Below are 16,040 nucleotides of genomic sequence, written 5' to 3'. Positions count from 1 at the left end.
GATGTAAAATGACCGGTTTGGAAATCAAAAATTTGGTTGTGCGCGTGGGCGACAGAAACGTCGTGGACGGAATGAATCTGACCGTTCCCGCGGGTGAAGTCCACGCGATAATGGGGCCCAACGGAACGGGCAAGACAAGCCTTTCCAAGGCGATTGCCGGACACCCCGACTACAAAATCTGCTCCGGCGAAGTGCTGCTCAACGGCGAAAACATCGTGGGGCTTCCGCCCGACGAAATAGCCCGCAAGGGGTTTTTCCTCGCGTTCCAGTATCCCGTTTCGATTCCCGGGGTGAGCATTGCGAACTTCATTCGCGCGTGCCTGAACGCGCGTCTGCCGGAGGGCGAAACGGTCAACCCCGTGGAATTCTACAAAAAGCTCTACGCAAAAATGGACGAGCTTAAAATGCCGCGCCCGTTCACTTCAAGAAGCGTCAACGACGGTTTCAGCGGCGGCGAGAAAAAACGCTGCGACATTCTCCAAATGCTCATGCTCGAACCGAGCTTCGCGATTCTCGACGAAACCGACAGCGGGCTTGACATCGACGCCCTGCGAATCGTCTCCGAGGGCGTCAACACCGCGCGCGGGGCGAACATCGGAATGCTGCTTATCACCCACTATCACAGACTGCTTGAATATATCAAGCCCGACAGGGTGCACGTCATGAGCGGCGGCAGAATCGTCAAAAGCGGCGGCGCGGAACTTGCGCTCGAATTGGAGCAAAAGGGATACGACTGGTTGAAGGACATTTAAATGGCAAACGCTTCGGACAAAACGCCGGAAGGCCTGAACCTCGACAGAAGCATCGGCGATTTCAGCTTCGCCGAAGACTACGCGTACAACGCGGGCGTCGGGCTTACGAGGGAAGTCGTGGAATACATTTCGAAAGTCAAGGGCGAGGACGACTGGATTCGCGACTTCCGCCTGAACGCGCTCAAAACGTTCGAGTCTATGGAAATGCCCACGCACTGGGCGTCGAAAAAACTCGACGGGCTTGATTTTTCGAAAATCAGATACTATCTGGCGAAAGCCGAAAAAAAGAAGAAATCGTGGGACGAAGTTCCCGACGACGTGAAGCGCACTTTCGAAAAGCTCGGCGTGCCAGAGCAGGAGCGTTCGTTTCTGGCGGGCGTGGAGGCGCAGTTCGACTCTGAGTCGGCTTACTCCAACATGAAAGAGCACCTCGAAAAGGACGGCGTGATTTTCGTGGACTCCACCGAGGGGCTTAAAAAATACCCCGAAATCTTCCGCAAGTATTTCGGCAAAATCATTCCGACGGGCGACAACAAATTCAGTGCGCTAAACAGCGCGGTATTTTCGGGCGGCAGCTTCATCTACGTACCGAAAGGCGTCCATGTGAAACAGCCATTGCAGGCGTATTTCAGAATCAACGCCGAAAGCTTCGGGCAGTTCGAGCGCACGCTCATAATCGCCGACGAAGGCTCGGAGCTGATGTACATGGAGGGCTGCACCGCGCCGCGATTCACGACGGGAACGCTCCACTCGGCGGTGGTCGAACTCGTCGCGCTCAAAGGGGCGAAAATCCAGTACGTAACCGTTCAGAACTGGTCGGACAACGTGTTCAACTTGGTGACAAAGCGCGGCATGGCGGAGGAGGGCGCGCAAATCAGATGGGTTGACTGCAACATCGGCAGCGGCATTACAATGAAATACCCCGCGGTCGTCCTCAAAGGCAGGGAGGCAAAGGGGGAAGTGATTTCGATTGCCCTTGCAAACAACGGACAACATCAGGACACCGGCGCGAAAATGATACACTTGGCGGACAAGACAAGCTCGAACGTGCTGTCGAAGTCGGTCAGCATAGGCAACGGGCGGGCGTCGTACCGCGGGCTGGTCTACATGCCCGATACCTCCCGCGACTGCAAAAACAACACCGAATGCGACGCCCTGCTGATAAACACGAATTCGCGCACAGACACCTATCCCGCGATAATCTGTTCGGGGCACAACAACAGCGTACAGCACGAGGCGAGCGTCTCGAAACTCAGCGAGGAGCAGATTTTCTACATGCGCCAGCGCGGACTTTCCGAAAACGAGGCGGTCAGCCTTTCGGTCAACGGCTTCGTCAACGACCTTGTTCAGGAATTTCCAATGGAGTACTCGGTGGAACTGAAAAGGCTTATCGAACTTCAAATGGAGGGGGCGGTAGGATGAGCGGCATTCTCGAAAAAATTTCCGACGCCGCAAAGGCGCGGTTTGCCGAAATTCCGTTCCCGCACCGCAAGGACGAATACTGGCGGTTTGCCGACCTTTCGGCGTGGAGCGCGGACGCGCTGTTCCCGCACTTTTCGCGCGGCGTGCCCGAATCGCGCGAGGATTCGAAAATCGCCGAGATTTCCGCAAACGCGCAGAAAAACGGGCTTGCGGTTTTCGACGGACAGCTGCTGTCCGCCGACGTTCCCGCGGGCGTCTCGGTTTTATCGATGTCGGCGGCGGCGGAAAAATATCCGGAGGCGGTGTCCGAATTTTTCGGCGCGGCAAAGGGAAAGTTCGACACGATTGCGGCGTCGCGCGCGCAAAACGGCTCGGTTTTTGTGGTGGACGACGGCGCGTCGGCGGAGCTTGAACTTTCGGTGATTTCGAGGCTTGGGCTTTCGGTCGGTTCGGCGCTGTTCATGCTCGGCAGAAACTCAAAACTGCGGCTTGTGCGCAGGTTCGCGACGGCGGGAGGCTCGTTCGGAATCTCGATGTCGGGCTTTTTGCTTTCCGAAAATTCGGCGCTGGAGCTTGCGACTTTCAAATATTCTGGCTCGGAGGCGCACACATATTTGCGCGACGACTTCCGCGTGCCCGCGGGCGCGAGCGTCGTAGACGCCTACGCGGAGGTCGGGCTTTCGCCGAGCCGCGCGGAAAGGAATTTCGAAATAACGGGCGGCGGCGCGGAGATTGACACCCGCGCGTTCCTGCGGACTTCGGGCGCAATCACCCACGACATGCGCACGTCGCAAATGCACAGGGTGGGCGGCTCGCACAGCAATCTTGCGGTGAAATGCGCCGTCGCCGACAAATCGCGCGCGGCGTTCGCGGGGCTTATCCGCGTGGAGGAGGACGCGCAGAAGACGAGCGCGTACCAGAGCTGCCGCTCGCTTTCGCTTTCGGACAACGCGAAGACGGAGGCGTCGCCCATGCTCGAAATCTTGGCAAACGACGTCGAGTGCTCGCACGGTTGCACGGTCTCCAAGCCAGACTCCGACGAGCTTTTCTACATGAACCAGCGCGGACTTTCCGATTCGGAGGCTCTCGACCTTATCATAGGCGGCTTCGCCCGCACGACTTTCGAAAAGTTCGGAATGGAATTTGACGGAAACTGTTAGTTCTTGATAGAAAACGTTAATTTTTAATTCGCGGGTTTTGCCTGCGGATTCTTTTTTAAGCGGGCGGGAGTTCTTCTGCGGAGTTGTTGGTGAAATACGGGGCACACGGGTGGCTTGCCCGACGGCAGGAGGAGGGCTTGCGAGGCGGCAGTTTGCGTTTTGTAAGCGGTGCGTTCGGAGTTCGCGCGACTCGCGTGGCGGGCGCAAAAAAAGGCGTCCGAATCGGACGCCTTTTTGAATGGGGGTTTCTCCGCCGCTTAGATTTGCGCAAGGGCTTGGTCGAGGTCGGCGATGATGTCGTCTACATGCTCGATGCCGACCGACATGCGGATAAGTTCGGGCAGGATTCCCGTCTCGCGCTGTTCGCGCTCGGAGAGCTGGCGGTGCGTCGTGCTTGCGGGGTGGAGTACGCCCGTACGCGCGTCGGCGACGTGGCAGACTATTGCCGCGAGTTTGAGGTTGTTCATGAGCTTTTCGGCCGCCGCCCTTCCGCCTTTCGGGCCGAAAGTCATTACGCCGCTGCACGCTTTGAGGTATTTATTTGCGCGTTCGTGTTCGGGCGAGCTTGCCAAACCGGGGTAGTTGACCCACTCGATTTTCGGGTGCGATTCGAGGAACTCTGCGACCTTTTGCGCGTTGTAGCTGTGGCGTTCCATGCGCAGGGCGAGTGTTTCGAGATTCATGTTTGTAATCCACGCGTTCATGGGCGACATCATCATGCCGAAGTCGCGCATGACGTGCGTGCGCGCCTTTGCGAGGAACGCGAATTTGCCGAAAGTCTTTGTGTAGACCATGCCGTGGTAGCTTTCGTCTGGCGTGGTAAGCCCCGCGAATTTGTCGGAGCTTGCGTAGTCGAAGTCGCCCTTGTCTACCACGATTCCGCCGAGCGCGGCGGCATGGCCGTCGGCGAATTTAGACGTGCTGTGGGTTACGATGTCCGCGCCGAATTCGAAGGGTCGGCAGAGGGCGGGCGTCGGGAAGGTGTTGTCTATCACGAGCGGGATTCCCGCAGCGCGGGCGATTCGCGAGAATTTGTCGAAGTCGAGCACTTTGACGCTGGGGTTCGAGAGGGTTTCCGCGAAAATGAATTTTGTGTTGGGGCGGATTGCCGCGGCGATTTCATTTTCGGGTGCGTCCTGATTGACGAATGTAGTTTCGATTCCGAGCTTGGCGAGCGAGTGTCCGAACAGGTTTGTGCTTCCGCCGTAAATCGTGCTCGCGCTTACCACATGGTCGCCCGCGGAGCAGAGGTTGAGGGCTACGAGCGAAGTCGCGCCCTGTCCGCTCGAAGTCGCGATTGCGCCGATGCCGCCGCAGAGGGCTGCCATTTTCTTTTCGAGCACCTCGACTGTCGGGTTGCTCAGGCGCGTGTAGAAGTGCCCCGCCGCTTTGAGGTCGAAGAGGTCGGCGAGCTCCTGCGCGGTTTCGTATTTGTACGTCGTGCTCTGGATAATGGGCGCGACGCGCGGCTCGCCGTTTTTCGGCTCCCAGCCGCCCTGTACGGATATTGTTTCTATGTGGTAGTTTTTGTCCATATCGGATAGCATTTGATATTGTTAAATGTAGGTTTTGCGTAGCGTTTCGAGCAGGTTGAGGAAATCGTCGGGCGGGGTCGCCTCTACGTCGATTGTTTCGCCCTCCCTTGTGGGGTGGGGCAGGGCGAGCCTGCGTGCGTGCAGCATTACGCGCTGCGGGGCTTCGATTTCGCGGAATTTGTTTTTCTGGAAGCAGTATGTGTAGTCGCCCATGATTGGGAAGCCGAGGTCGGTTAGGTGCACGCGTATTTGGTGCGTTCTGCCCGTGTAGATTTTGCACGAAAGCAGAGCCGCCTTGTTGCCGAATTTTTCGACAAGTGTCCATTCCGTGTGGGCGTCTCTGCCGTTTTCGTTAATGCACATTTTTGTTTTGAACGACGGGTGGCGGCCTATCGGCTTGCGGATTGTGCCGCTACGAACTGTGGGCACGCCGCTTACGATTGCGATGTACTCTTTGTCAAGCTCGCGCTCCGAGAACATTTCGACGAGCCTGTAATAGGCGTTGTCGTTCTTCGCCATAATCATCGCGCCCGACGTTTCCTTGTCGAGCCTGTGGACAATGCCGGGGCGCATTGCGCCGCCCGCCATGCTGAGTTTGCCCTTGCAGTGGAACATCATTGCGTGCACGAGCGTGTCGTCGCCCGTGCCGCTACCGGGGTGGACTGTCATGCCCGCGGGTTTGTTCACAACCACAACGTCGTCGTCTTCGTAGAGTATTTCCACGGGAATGTCTACGGGCTTGACCTCCGTTTCGAGCGGCGGCGGAAGCTCTATCTCCACGGTGTCGCCCGCGCGGAGTTCGAGCTTTTTTGCAATCGGCTCGCCGTTTATTTTGACTTTGCCGTTTTTGAAGCTGTCTTCGAGCCGCGAGCGCGAAACCTCCTCGGCGAGGAACGCGGCTACCGCCTTGTCGGCGCGGGTCGGCGGCGCGCCTTCGGGGTGGGTGTAGTTTCTGATTTCGCCCATGCTATTTGAGGTATTCGGGATTGAGCTTTTCTATTCCCTCTCCGATGAATACGCCGTCCTTGCGCACGAGCTTTCCGTCGAAGCGTATTTCGCCGCCGCCGTATTCGGGCGTCTGAATGCAGACCATGTCCCAGTGGATTCTCGACTTGTTGCCGTTGTCCGCCTCCGTGTACGCCTGACCGGGGGTGAAGTGGAACGACCCCGCGATTTTCTCGTCGAAGAGAATGTCGCGCATGGGGCGGTTGACGTAGGGGTTGAAGCCCATTGCGAATTCGCCGATGTACGCCGCGCCCTCGTCGCTCGAAAGGATTTTCCTAAGCATAAGCTCGTTCGACGGCGAGCCTGCTCGGACGATTTTCCCCTTCTCGAATTCGAGCGTAATGCGGTCGAACGAAACGCCGTTGTAGATTGTCGGCGCGTTGTATTCCACCACGCCCTCGACGCTGTCGCGCACGGGGGCGGTGAAGATTTCGCCGTCGGGAATGTTGTACTGCCCGCCGCAGGGGATTGCCTTCATGCCCTTAATCGAGAAGCGAAGGTCGGTATTCGGACCCGTGATGTGGACTTGGTCGGTCGATTCCATGAGCTTTTTCATCGCTGCCATGCCCTCGTCCATTTTGTCGTAGTCCATTGTGCAGACGTCGAAGTAGAAGTCTTCGAAAGCTTCGGTGCTCATCTGCGCAAGCTGAGCCATTGCGGGGTTCGGCCAGCGCAGCACAACCCACTTTGTCTTGTTGACGCGCCAGTCCACCGACTCCTTCATTGCGGCGGAGATTTCCGCCATTCTGTTTTGCGGAACGTCGGAGTTTTCGAAGATGTTGTGCGAGCCGCGTATTGCGATGTACGCGTCCATCTTTTTCATTTTGTAGAGGGCGCATTCCGCCGCGACCGCGAGCCTGTCGCCGCCCGACGACATCGCGAGCCTGCGGGCTATGCGCGGGTTGCCGAGTTCGACGTGAGCGAAAGCCCCGCGCGACGAAATTTCGTCTATGAGGGCTTCCGCCATTTCGACGGGCGTTTCCCAGAGGTCGAGCAGAACGTGTTCGCCCTGTTTGATTTTTGCGGAGTGTCCGCACAAATTTTTTGCGAGTTTTATATAACGCGTATCCATGGTAGAATATTGTACGTAAATTTAGCCGAAACGCTAAGCCCCGCGCCCGAAACTTACAACACTAAACGCCTACAATTTTTGCATGCCGCCGATTTGCGGAACTGCCGCGCTTTCGGGGTCGAATACGGAGGAGGGGAGGTCGGCGCGGAATTTTGCGGCGCGGAACCTTAGTTTGTCCTTGTCGCGCGAAGCTTCGTCGCGGGCGGATAGCTCGAGCACAATCCACAGCCCGTCCGCCTTTTTTACCGAGCCGAGCGAGACCGTTTTCGCCCCGCCTTTTGCGAACACCCTCGTCTGCGCTGGCGAATTGAATTCGCGCGTGATTGCGACATCGACTTTGTCTATTGTGTCGGCAAAGCCTTTCGGCGTTTCAAGCTCGAAGAAGTGCACCGCCTGCCCGATTCTTCCCGCGCCCGCGTATTTCGGCGTCCAGTTGACGTAGGGCATGAGGAGGTCGAAGGGCGAGAATACCGCGCCGTCGAGCAGCGGTTTGAGCCATTCCGATTCGGGAATTTCGGCGAATTTTCCGCCGGCGTTTTTGCGCCACACTTTTTGGCTTTCCGGCGAGTTCGACAAAATGAAGTCGGCAAAGTCGGCGTCTTGCGCCTTTTTGAGCCTTATGCGCGTGAGCGTTTTTCCGTTGCGTTCCGTTCCGAATATTTCGCCGTCGTATTCTGTGTTTTCGCCCCTGCGCGGCGAGTGCGTGAGCGTGAAGCGCATTGCGTAGCTGCCCGCGATTTTCGCGCGTTTAAAGGCGTTCCACATTTCCGCCGCCTCGCTTTGCGTAAGCGGCACGACTTTCTCGAAGCCGCGCCTTACCTGCGCCGACGCGTCGGGCAAGCCCGCGAATATCGGGACAAAAAAGAGCGCGATGCAAGCAACCGCGCCCCGAAATTTTGGAAAACGTTTTTGCATTCCCTATTTTTTTGCGGGAGCGGCGGGTGTTGCGGGGGCTTTTGACGCGGCTTCCTTTGCCGCGTCCGCCTTGGGCGCGGGAGCTTTTTCGGCTTCCGCTTTCTTCTGTTCCACAAGCGACGAAATCGACGGGGTTTCCGCCTTTTCCGCCGAGCTTCCGCCCGTCGTGTAGATGTATCCGAGGTACAGACCCGCCGAAATCACGAAGTAGAGCACCGTGAGCTTGACTGTCGCCTTTGTGAGTACGTTGCCGGCTTCGCCGCCGAACGCGCCTTCCGCCATTCCGCCGCCGAGAGCCGCTCCCATGCCCGCGTTTGCGTTGGGGCGTTGCATGAGTATTACCAAGACCAGCAATACGCAAACCAGTACCAGTACGAAAGTGAACAATCCTATCAATATGGAAGCCATTTATATTTCCTCAAATTCTGAATTTAAAAATTTCACAATGGCGTTTTTTCGGTGCATATCAACCTTTTTTTTAGCGATTCGTCGGCGAGGTCGCTGATGTCGGCTATCGTGAAGCAGAGAATGCGGCGGCCGTCGGAGAGCGTTATCGGCTTTCTGATTGCGCGGAGAAGGCGTTTTTCGCCGCGCCCGTCGGGGACGAAGAGCGTGTGCACGCTGTGTTCGCCCGCTTCTACCGCGGCTTCGTCGCGCGCGCGGATTTCTTCGAGCATCGGGGCGAATGCGGGAATTTCGGCGTCGGTCTTGCCGATAAGCTCGGCTTTCGGGATTCCCAAAAATTCGCAAACCTGCCTGTTTGCCGCTATGTACTTGAAGCCGCCGTCGGCGTCTTTTGCGAACGCCATAATCGGGAAGTTTTCGACCACGTTTTCCCAGAACGATTCAGTCCGCTCCCTTATTTTCGCGCTTTCGAGCACTTCGCTTACGTCGAGCGACGCGCCTAGAAGGAGGGTGTGTCCGCTTTCGTCGGTGAACGGGTATCTGATGTTGCACATCAGGTGCGTCTTTCCGCGGAAGTCTTTGAGGGGAATGTTCGCTTCGAACCCGCGCGTCAGGTCTTTCATGTTTTCGATGTCCTCGAAACGCCTGCGCTCCGCCTCCGATTTCTCGAATATTTCGAAGTCCGTAAGTCCCGTGATGTCCCTGCCGAAAAATTCGTTGGTTTTTTTGTTCGAGAACGCGTACCTGAAATCGTCCGAAGGGTCTTTCGCGAAAACGTGCATTGGCAGGGCGTTGAGAAGTATGCGCCACATGCGCGTGTTCTGGCGCAGTTTCAGCATGTTTTCCGCGCTTTGTTTTGCGTAGCGTTCGGCTTGGTCGCGGGCTTCCTGCAATTCGGTGTTGTCGTGCGAGAACCAGATTACGCATTCCCTACCGAAAACGGAGTCGTCGAGCGGCGAAATCGTCATGGAGCGGCGGACGTGCTTATAGTCGTAGTCGAGTACCGCGGCGGTTTTTGTGTTGAAGACTTTTGTTATCGCCGCCGAAATCGCGTCGAAGTCTATGTTCTTTACCTCGCGCAGGTTTTTGAGCTTTTTGCGGTTGAGCTGCTCGTTTTCGGTGTGGAAGAACATCAGGGAAAAGTCGCGCGTGCAGACGCCGATTCTGCCCGGGAGCGATTTTAAAATTCTGATGTACCTGCGCTGCGGCTCCCTGTTTGCGATGAATCTGAACAACAGCATGCCCGATATTATCGCCGAGCCTATCACTATTTTGCCCCAAAAGCGTCGGCGTTCGTAGTCTTCGCCCCTGTGTTCGGCGTGTTCGTCCGATTCGAAGCGCGGCTGGATTTTCAGCGGTATCGAGTACGCAAACCCGAAATGCGCGCAGCAAAGGGACGCCGCAAGAATGGCGATTGCCGCTTTTGTCTTTCCGAATCTGCGCATATGTACAATCTCAATCGAATTCGGTGCATTTTTGCCCGAAAAATCCGCGAATGTCAAGATTTTTGAACGGTTGTGCATTTGGATTTTGCGGCAACAAAATACTTGAAAAATCGGAAAATGTAGGGCATGTTCGCCTTTTTAACAGCAAATATATGATGAAAATTAAATCTATCGTTTTGGCAATCGCGCTCGCGGCGGTTGCGACATTCAATTCGGCATGCGCTACGGCGCAGTCTTCCGCGCCCGCCCCGAAAAAGGAAATCGGGCTTCAGCTCTATTCGCTCCGCGCCGACGCGAAGAAAGACCTCAAAGGCACGCTCCAAAAGGCGGCCGACATGGGCTACACTTCAATCGAAGCGGCGGGCTACGGCAACGGCAAATTCTACGGAATGGACCCCGTCGAATTCAAGAAGCTTGTTGAATCGACCGGCATGAAGGTCATTTCCTCGCACCAGAACCGCGCGCTCACGAAAGAGGAGCTTGCCACAAAGGATTTCTCCAAGGCTCTCGCTTGGTGGGATCAGGCTATCGACGCGCACCAAAAGGCGGGCATGAAATACATGGTTATGCCCTACCTCAAACGCCCCGAAACGCTTAAAGACATGCAGACATACTGCGAATACTTTAACGAAGTCGGCAAACGCGCGGCGGCAAAGGGCATAGCTTTCGGCTACCACAACCACAAGCACGAGTTCGAAAAAATCGAAAACAAGATTTCGATGATGGACTACATGCTCCAGCACACAGACCCGAAATACGTTTTCATAGAGCTTGACGTTTACTGGGCGGTTCGCGGCGAAACGGGTCCCGTAGACCTCTTTAAGAAATATCCCAACCGTTTCAGACTCCTCCACATCAAGGACGAAAAGGAGCTCGGTCAGAGCGGTATGGTAGGTTTCGACGCAATCTTCAACAACCTCAAAATCGCGGGCACGGAACACTTCTTCGTGGAAGTGGAACGCTACAACTACACGCCCTGCGAAAGCGTGAAGATGAGCTTCGACTACCTCAACAAGGCGGACTTCGTGAAATAAATTCGCGGTTGCGCATTTGCGAAAAAGCGTCCTTTGCGGGACGCTTTTTTTGTCGGCAGGAATCTGCGAGGATTTTCGAAATTTAACGCGCTCGGCAATCGGCGCGGGCGGGGCGGAAGCCGAAATGCTTGTCGGGTTGCGCGGCGGGCGGGGCGGCGCGTATGGACGTTGCGGGCGCGTGTGGCTTGGCGGAGAGCATGGCGCGTGAGTTGCGGCGTTCCTTGCGGGGAAAGGCGCGGCAGACGGTAGCTCTTGCTTTGCGCGGGCGGGGTAGGGCGCGATTTATCTTGCGGAGCGCGTCGGCATTGTTTTTGCGCGGCGGGCGGGAACAAAAAACCGACGGCTTGAAGCGCGTCGGTTTCGGATTCTGAATGTTGTGCCGTTTGCTTTACAGGGCTTTGATTGCTTCGTCGCGCGTAGAGTAAATCGGGAAAATGCTCGTGAAGCCGGAGATTTCGAAAACCTGCTTTACGTTCTGGCTAAGCCCCGCAAGCGCGATTTCGCCCGAAATCTTCTTGAACTGCTTCGCCGCCGTGAGCAGGACGCGCAAGCCCGCGCTACTGATATATTCAAGCTCGCAGCATTCGACGAGAACTTTTGCCTGATTTTCTTCGAGAAGCTTTGTAAAGACTTGTTCCAGCTCTGACGTGGTTGTGACATTGAGTCTGCCGCTGAGCGAAATTACGGCAACGTCGTTTACTTTTTCTTGGGTGATTTCCATGATGTGAATTCGTGTTTTGTGTTTCTTGTCAAATACTTTTCCCCACAATAGTGGATTTATTTTCGCCGAAATCAACCTTTTTTATCGCCCCCTTCCTCCCGCGCCACGCGCGACGCTCCGACGGCGGTTTTTTCGGGCTTTGCGGAAAAAATAGCTTGAAACTTTCGCGCGCCACCCTAACTTTTCAACCAACAGACGGGCGACGCGCAGCTTGCCCGCCGCGGATATTTTCATCAAAGCAAACACTAATATATAAAGGACAAATTATGGCAAGATTCATCACTCTGTTCACGGGACAGTGGGCCGACATGAAGCTCGAAGACCTCGCGCCGCTGGCGAAGAAAATGGGCTATCAGGGCTTGGAAATAGCGCTCACGCAAAACCATTTCGACATGGCGAAAGCCGACGACGAAGCCTACCTCAAAAGCCGTTGGGACATTTTGGAGGCAAACGGCCTTAACTGCTTCGCCCTTTCCAACCACCTCGTGGGGCAGTGCGTTTGCGACAATATCGACTCGCGCCACCGCGCAATGATGCCCGACTCTATCTGGGGCGACGGCAATCCCGAAGGCGTGCGCCAGCGCGCGGCGGCCGAGATGGTTCGCACCGCGAAAGTCTGCAAAAAATTCATGTCGATGCGTCCGAAGTCTCTTGCGGACTCCCCGCTTCCGCCGACGGTAACGGGTTTCACCGGCTCGTCCATTTGGCAGTATCTGTACTCTTTTCCGCCGGCGTCGCAGGAAATGATTAACGCCGGCTACGAAGACTTCGCGAAACGCTGGACGCCCATCATGGACGCTTTCGACGCGGAGGGCGTAAACTTCGCGCTTGAAGTCCACCCGACGGAAATCGCGTTCGACATCGCGAGTGCCGAACGCGCCCTCAAAGCAATCAAGAACCACCCGCGCTTCGGTTTCAACTACGACCCGTCGCACTTCGGCTATCAGGGCGTAGACTATGTGAAGTTTATCCGCAAATTCTCCGACCGCATCTACCACGCCCACATGAAAGACGTCTGGTGGGGACACGGCACGGGAGAGGCGGGCGTCTTCGGCGGACATACCGACTTCTGCGACCCCCGCCGCTACTGGGACTTCCGCTCAATCGGACACGGCGACATCAACTTCGAGGAAATCATCGTCGCCCTCAACGACATCGGCTACAAGGGCCCGCTGTCGGTCGAATGGGAAGACGGCAGAATGGACAGAATCCACGGCGCTACGGAAGCGTGCGCGCGCGTCAAGTCCTTCGACTTCCCCACGAGCGACATCGCCTTCGACTCCGCGTTCGACACCTCTAACCAATAGCGTTTCCGCAAGCCGCGCGGCGTTTTCCGCCCGCGGCGGCGCGTGTCCGCGCCCGGTTCAATCGTATGCGGAAAATCCGCGGAGGCTTCGAACAAACGCGGGCGCATGCGTGTCGAATACGCTAAAAACGGCGTTTTTTGCGCCGCCCGCCCATAAAAAACTTTACAACGGGCCGGGTAGTCTTATAAACGTCTTTTGAAATTATATTCATTTCACTTTCATTTCACTAACTAAAATAGAAAACAAAATAATGAAATTCAGCAATCTCACATACACTATGGCATTTTGGCTGCTCCGCTTCTGGCTCGCCGCGCGCGCAATCGGTACGGGGCTTACAAAGTTCCAGGGTACAAAAGAAGTCGTCAAAGACGCCGGCGGTTTGAGCGCCGACGACGTTGACATTCTTCAAGACATGGCGTCGAACGCCGCAGGCGGCCCGCCCGTCGAAAAGGTCACCGAAACCGTTCAGGCCCTCGGCTTCCAGTTCTACCACGGTCTGCCGGCGAAAGGTCCGATGACCGTCGATACGTTCAGCGCAAGCCCGCTCATGCCCTCGTTCATGGTTCAGCCCTACGCGTTCGTTCTCGGCTACGCGCTCATCGCCCTCGGCGTTGCGCTGTTGCTCGGCATCTGCACGCGCGTCTCGCTGTTCCTCATGGGTCTGCTCTACATTTCGCTGACTTGGGGCTTCATCATTCTCGAACCCTCCATGGGTCCGAACGCCGCCGCGGGTATCGCGTATCTCGGCGTGCACTTGGTTCTCATCGTCGGCGCTCTCCTGCTTGCCGACTACAACAAGTTCGAGCTTGTGAAATGCAAATGCGGTTGCAAGTGCGGCTGCAATAAATAATTACAATTAAAATATACAACTACACAATCATGAAGGATTTTACTCGTAGAGATTTTCTCAAAACGGCAGGCGTAGCGGGCGGCGGTCTCGTTCTCTCGTCGGGTCTGCTTAACGCGGCTGCGGCGAAAGAGGGCAAAAAGCTCAACATCGCCATGGTCGGCGTCGGCGCGGAAGGCCGCGTGCTTCTGCAAAGCCTCCTGAAAATGCCCAATCTCAACTTCGTGGCAATCTGCGACATTTGGGAAGCGTACAACCAGAAATACGCGCGCGCGCTTATCAAGAAGACGCTCAAACAGACCCCCAAGGGCTATATCGACTATAAAGACCTCATCAAGAACCACGCAAAGGAACTCGACGCGGTGTTCATCGCAACTCCCGACTTCTGGCACGCGCCCATGACGGTTGACTTCCTCGAAGCGGGCGTCAACGTCTATTGCGAAAAGATGATGTCCGACACTCTCGAAGGCGCGCGCAAAATGGTTCGCGCGGCTCGCAAGAGCGGCAAGCTTCTGCAAATCGGCCACCAGCGCAAGAGCAACCCGCGCTACATCTACGCGCGTGAAAAGCTCCTCCGCGAAGCCAACATTTGCGGCAATATCATGGCCTGCAACGGACAGTGGAACAGAGCGGTCTCCAAGGACATCGTCGCTCCCAAGAATCCGAAGTACGCCATTCCGCAGGAAATCCTCCACAAGTACGGCTACAAGGACATGAACCAGTTCCTCAACTGGCGCTGGTCTAAGGGTCTCGGCGGCGGCGCGATTTCCGACTTGGGCGCGCACCAAATCGACATTTTCGGCTGGATGCTCGGAGCGCGTCCCTCGCGCGTAATGGCGTCGGGCAACCGCGACTACTACAAGAAGGCGGACGGCACTCCCGCGCACGACTGGGACGACAACGTTATGTGCATTTTTGAATTCGATAAGACATTCCAGGGCAAAAAGGCTCAGGTGTTCTATCAGGTTCTCACCACGACAAGCTCGGGCGGCGGCTATTTCGAATCTTTCATGGGCGACAACGGCACATTGAAGATGTCGGAAAATCCCGCTCTGACAAAGCTTTTCCGCGAAAACAACGCTCCCGACTGGAAGCCGCTTATCGAAAACGGTACAATCGGCGCGGGCGAAGCAAGCGCGGCTTCCGCAAAGGTTGCGGACTCCCGCGAAACAAAGGCTCTTGTCGGTTATAGCTTCCCCGAAAAAGTACCCGGACTCAGCGCGGAAAAGCCGATTCATATGTACCACCTCGAAAACTTCGTAGGCGCGGTTCGCGGCGAAAACAAACTTTCCTGCGACGCCGAACACGCGTTCGAAGCCGAAGCCGCCGTATTCAAGGCGCGCGAAGCCATCGCAAACGGCCCCGCGACGTTCTCGGATTCCGACTTCGTTGTCGCATAACCAAATTTCATACAAAAGGAAAATATAATGAAAAAAACAATCATCGCATTTGTGGCGCTCGCCGCCGCGCTTTGCTCCTACGCAAAGCCCCTTAAACTCGACGTTCCCCGCTCGCAGCTGACGGGAACTCCCGTGCCGATTAAAATCGACAACCTCGAAGCAAAAGCTCCGAATCCCGAACCCAACGTTCCGGACGACGTTTCGAACATCGCAAAGGGTAAGAAGGTAACGTCTTCGGACGACTTCCCTCTCATCGGCGAACTCGAACTCATCACCGACGGCGACAAGGAAGCGGCGGAAGGCTCGTATGTCGAACTCGCCGACAAGCTTCAGTGGGTTCAAATCGACCTCGAAAAGAGCGCGGAAATCTTCGCAATCGCGGTTTGGCACTACCACAGTCAGGAACGCGCCTACAAGGACGTAGTCGTCCAGATTTCCGACGACCCCGCGTTCAAGAGCGGCGTCAAGACCGTTTTCAATAACGACAACGACAACTCCGCCAAGCTCGGCAAGGGCGACAACAAGGCATACGTCGAAACAAACCTCGGCAAGCTCATGGTTGTAAATCCCCCCGTCAAGGGCAGATACGTTCGCCTCTATTCGAACGGCAACACTTCGAACGATATGAACCACTATATCGAAGTCGAAGTCTTCGGCAGATAATACACCGATTTTAAAAGGCGGCACTCGCGCGAGTGCCGCCTTTTTTGTGCGCACGCGCCCATTTTAAAGCGCAATTGCGCGCGGAACTCCGCTTCCTTTGGGTTGTCCGAAAAAATGCCTGCCCTGACGGGAATTATGTTTTCTCCGCGGTATCGGAGGAAATGTCCGCCGCGCGGAACTCCGCTTCTTGCATGTTGCCCGAAGAAAAATTTGCCGCGCGAAATCCGCGCAATGTGCGCCTTGTTTTGAGCCGCGCCACGGGGGCAATTTTCGCGCTCTTTGCGCAAATGTTTGATTGACACAAAGGGGCAAAAACGGGTAATTGTTTGCCGTACAAGTGCTATTCAAAACCAATGG

At 56.1% G+C, this 16,040-nt stretch carries 15 protein-coding genes; 8 read left to right on the top strand and 7 right to left on the bottom strand.

Annotated elements, in window-relative coordinates:
• Nucleotides 1-8: 8 nt before the first annotated feature.
• From sufC to P3B99_004315, 3 genes are read left to right on the top strand one after another with little or no spacing between them, the layout of a single operon-like run.
• Complete coding sequence (gene sufC / locus P3B99_004325; GenBank protein ID WYJ08348.1) at nt 9-752, top strand: Fe-S cluster assembly ATPase SufC; 744 nt, start codon at nt 9-11, stop codon at nt 750-752.
• On the top strand, nt 753-2,174 hold the full coding sequence (gene sufB / locus P3B99_004320; protein WYJ08347.1) for a Fe-S cluster assembly protein SufB: 1,422 nt from the start codon (nt 753-755) through the stop codon (nt 2,172-2,174). It abuts the gene before it with no gap.
• A complete protein-coding gene (locus P3B99_004315) occupies nt 2,171-3,334 on the top strand; it encodes a SufD family Fe-S cluster assembly protein (protein ID WYJ08346.1) in 1,164 nt (387 codons plus the stop codon). Before sufB ends, P3B99_004315 begins: the two co-directional genes overlap by 4 nt.
• Before the next feature lie 257 nt (nt 3,335-3,591).
• Here P3B99_004315 and P3B99_004310 read toward each other — a convergent pair whose 3' ends face one another.
• The 6 genes from P3B99_004310 to P3B99_004285 all read right to left on the bottom strand — a co-directional run bounded on the left by P3B99_004310 (nt 3,592) and on the right by P3B99_004285 (nt 9,711).
• Nucleotides 3,592-4,869 carry an O-acetylhomoserine aminocarboxypropyltransferase/cysteine synthase family protein gene (locus tag P3B99_004310; protein WYJ08442.1) on the bottom strand — a complete coding sequence of 426 codons (1,278 nt, stop codon included), beginning with the start codon at nt 4,867-4,869 and terminating at the stop codon, nt 3,592-3,594.
• Between the two features lie 21 nt (nt 4,870-4,890).
• The gene (locus tag P3B99_004305; protein ID WYJ08345.1) at nt 4,891-5,835 is read right to left on the bottom strand and encodes an RluA family pseudouridine synthase; all 945 of its coding nucleotides are present in this window, start codon (nt 5,833-5,835) and stop codon (nt 4,891-4,893) included.
• Nucleotide 5,836: 1 nt separating this feature from the next.
• Nucleotides 5,837-6,946 (bottom strand): aminopeptidase, encoded by a 1,110-nt coding sequence (locus P3B99_004300; protein ID WYJ08344.1) that lies wholly within the window; start codon nt 6,944-6,946, stop codon nt 5,837-5,839.
• A 69-nt stretch (nt 6,947-7,015) separates the two neighbouring features.
• Nucleotides 7,016-7,786: a hypothetical protein gene (locus P3B99_004295; GenBank protein ID WYJ08343.1), complete on the bottom strand. Its 771-nt coding sequence runs from the start codon at nt 7,784-7,786 to the stop codon at nt 7,016-7,018.
• A gap of 78 nt (nt 7,787-7,864) precedes the next feature.
• Nucleotides 7,865-8,269 carry a preprotein translocase subunit SecG gene (gene secG / locus P3B99_004290; GenBank protein ID WYJ08342.1) on the bottom strand — a complete coding sequence of 135 codons (405 nt, stop codon included), beginning with the start codon at nt 8,267-8,269 and terminating at the stop codon, nt 7,865-7,867.
• 32 nt (nt 8,270-8,301) lie between these two features.
• Nucleotides 8,302-9,711 (bottom strand): PAS domain-containing protein, encoded by a 1,410-nt coding sequence (locus P3B99_004285; protein ID WYJ08341.1) that lies wholly within the window; start codon nt 9,709-9,711, stop codon nt 8,302-8,304.
• Nucleotides 9,712-9,866: 155 nt separating this feature from the next.
• Here P3B99_004285 and P3B99_004280 point away from each other — a divergent pair, with 155 nt between their 5' ends.
• Nucleotides 9,867-10,745, top strand: coding sequence for a sugar phosphate isomerase/epimerase (locus P3B99_004280; GenBank protein ID WYJ08441.1), 879 nt, complete (start codon nt 9,867-9,869; stop codon nt 10,743-10,745).
• A gap of 388 nt (nt 10,746-11,133) precedes the next feature.
• Here P3B99_004280 and P3B99_004275 read toward each other — a convergent pair whose 3' ends face one another.
• Nucleotides 11,134-11,466, bottom strand: coding sequence for an STAS domain-containing protein (locus P3B99_004275; protein WYJ08340.1), 333 nt, complete (start codon nt 11,464-11,466; stop codon nt 11,134-11,136).
• Nucleotides 11,467-11,732: 266 nt separating this feature from the next.
• Between P3B99_004275 and P3B99_004270 the strand changes: the two genes are divergently transcribed.
• The 4 genes from P3B99_004270 (at nt 11,733) to P3B99_004255 (ending at nt 15,683) form a co-directional block, all read left to right on the top strand.
• The gene (locus P3B99_004270; protein ID WYJ08339.1) at nt 11,733-12,773 is read left to right on the top strand and encodes a sugar phosphate isomerase/epimerase family protein; all 1,041 of its coding nucleotides are present in this window, start codon (nt 11,733-11,735) and stop codon (nt 12,771-12,773) included.
• A 250-nt stretch (nt 12,774-13,023) separates the two neighbouring features.
• The gene (locus P3B99_004265; protein ID WYJ08338.1) at nt 13,024-13,623 is read left to right on the top strand and encodes a hypothetical protein; all 600 of its coding nucleotides are present in this window, start codon (nt 13,024-13,026) and stop codon (nt 13,621-13,623) included.
• A gap of 29 nt (nt 13,624-13,652) precedes the next feature.
• Nucleotides 13,653-15,020, top strand: a complete 1,368-nt coding sequence (locus P3B99_004260) for a Gfo/Idh/MocA family oxidoreductase (GenBank protein ID WYJ08337.1) — start codon at nt 13,653-13,655, stop codon at nt 15,018-15,020.
• Nucleotides 15,021-15,047: 27 nt separating this feature from the next.
• The gene (locus tag P3B99_004255) at nt 15,048-15,683 is read left to right on the top strand and encodes a discoidin domain-containing protein (protein WYJ08336.1); all 636 of its coding nucleotides are present in this window, start codon (nt 15,048-15,050) and stop codon (nt 15,681-15,683) included.
• Nucleotides 15,684-16,040: the final 357 nt, after the last annotated feature.

The organism is Opitutia bacterium KCR 482 (assembly GCA_029269845.2).
Taxonomy (GTDB): domain Bacteria; phylum Verrucomicrobiota; class Verrucomicrobiia; order Opitutales; family Intestinicryptomonadaceae; genus Merdousia.
Note: the sequence above shows the minus strand (reverse complement) of the source record. Positions and strands in the feature narration are given on the sequence as shown.